At 55.2% G+C, this 324-nt stretch carries 1 protein-coding gene; it reads left to right on the forward strand.

The genetic code is table 11. The annotated features are described in order from the left end of the window. The coding region (locus Q0V21_RS32775; protein ID WP_301882609.1) for a hypothetical protein at nt 1–324 on the forward strand (324 nt) is incomplete at both ends.

Raw genomic sequence — 324 nt, forward strand, 5'->3', positions numbered from 1 at the left:
TACGGTACAGGGAACGATCACGGGCGCAAATAACGCCATTGATTATACGGGAGACCTGGTCACGGGCCAGAAATCAGGGAAAGAGATCTGGCAGGATGTATCCAGTGCGGGAAAAGCGTATGCCAAGCCGTTCATGGACCTGAAAGGTGAAGACAATCGCACGATGCTGACCCTGACGGAACAGGAGAGCCACGACGCTGGTCGGAACGATGTCAACGCTGCGGTACGGGTTGTTGATACGGTAACGGCTGTAGCTGGCGGGGCATCACTGGTCAAAAATGGGGTCAAGGTGCTTAAGGGCGGTGGTAAGAAGTCTGGCCATGC

The organism is Paenibacillus sp. 11B (genome assembly GCF_030487755.1).
In the GTDB taxonomy this organism is placed as follows: Bacteria; Bacillota; Bacilli; order Paenibacillales; family Paenibacillaceae; genus Paenibacillus; species Paenibacillus vandeheii.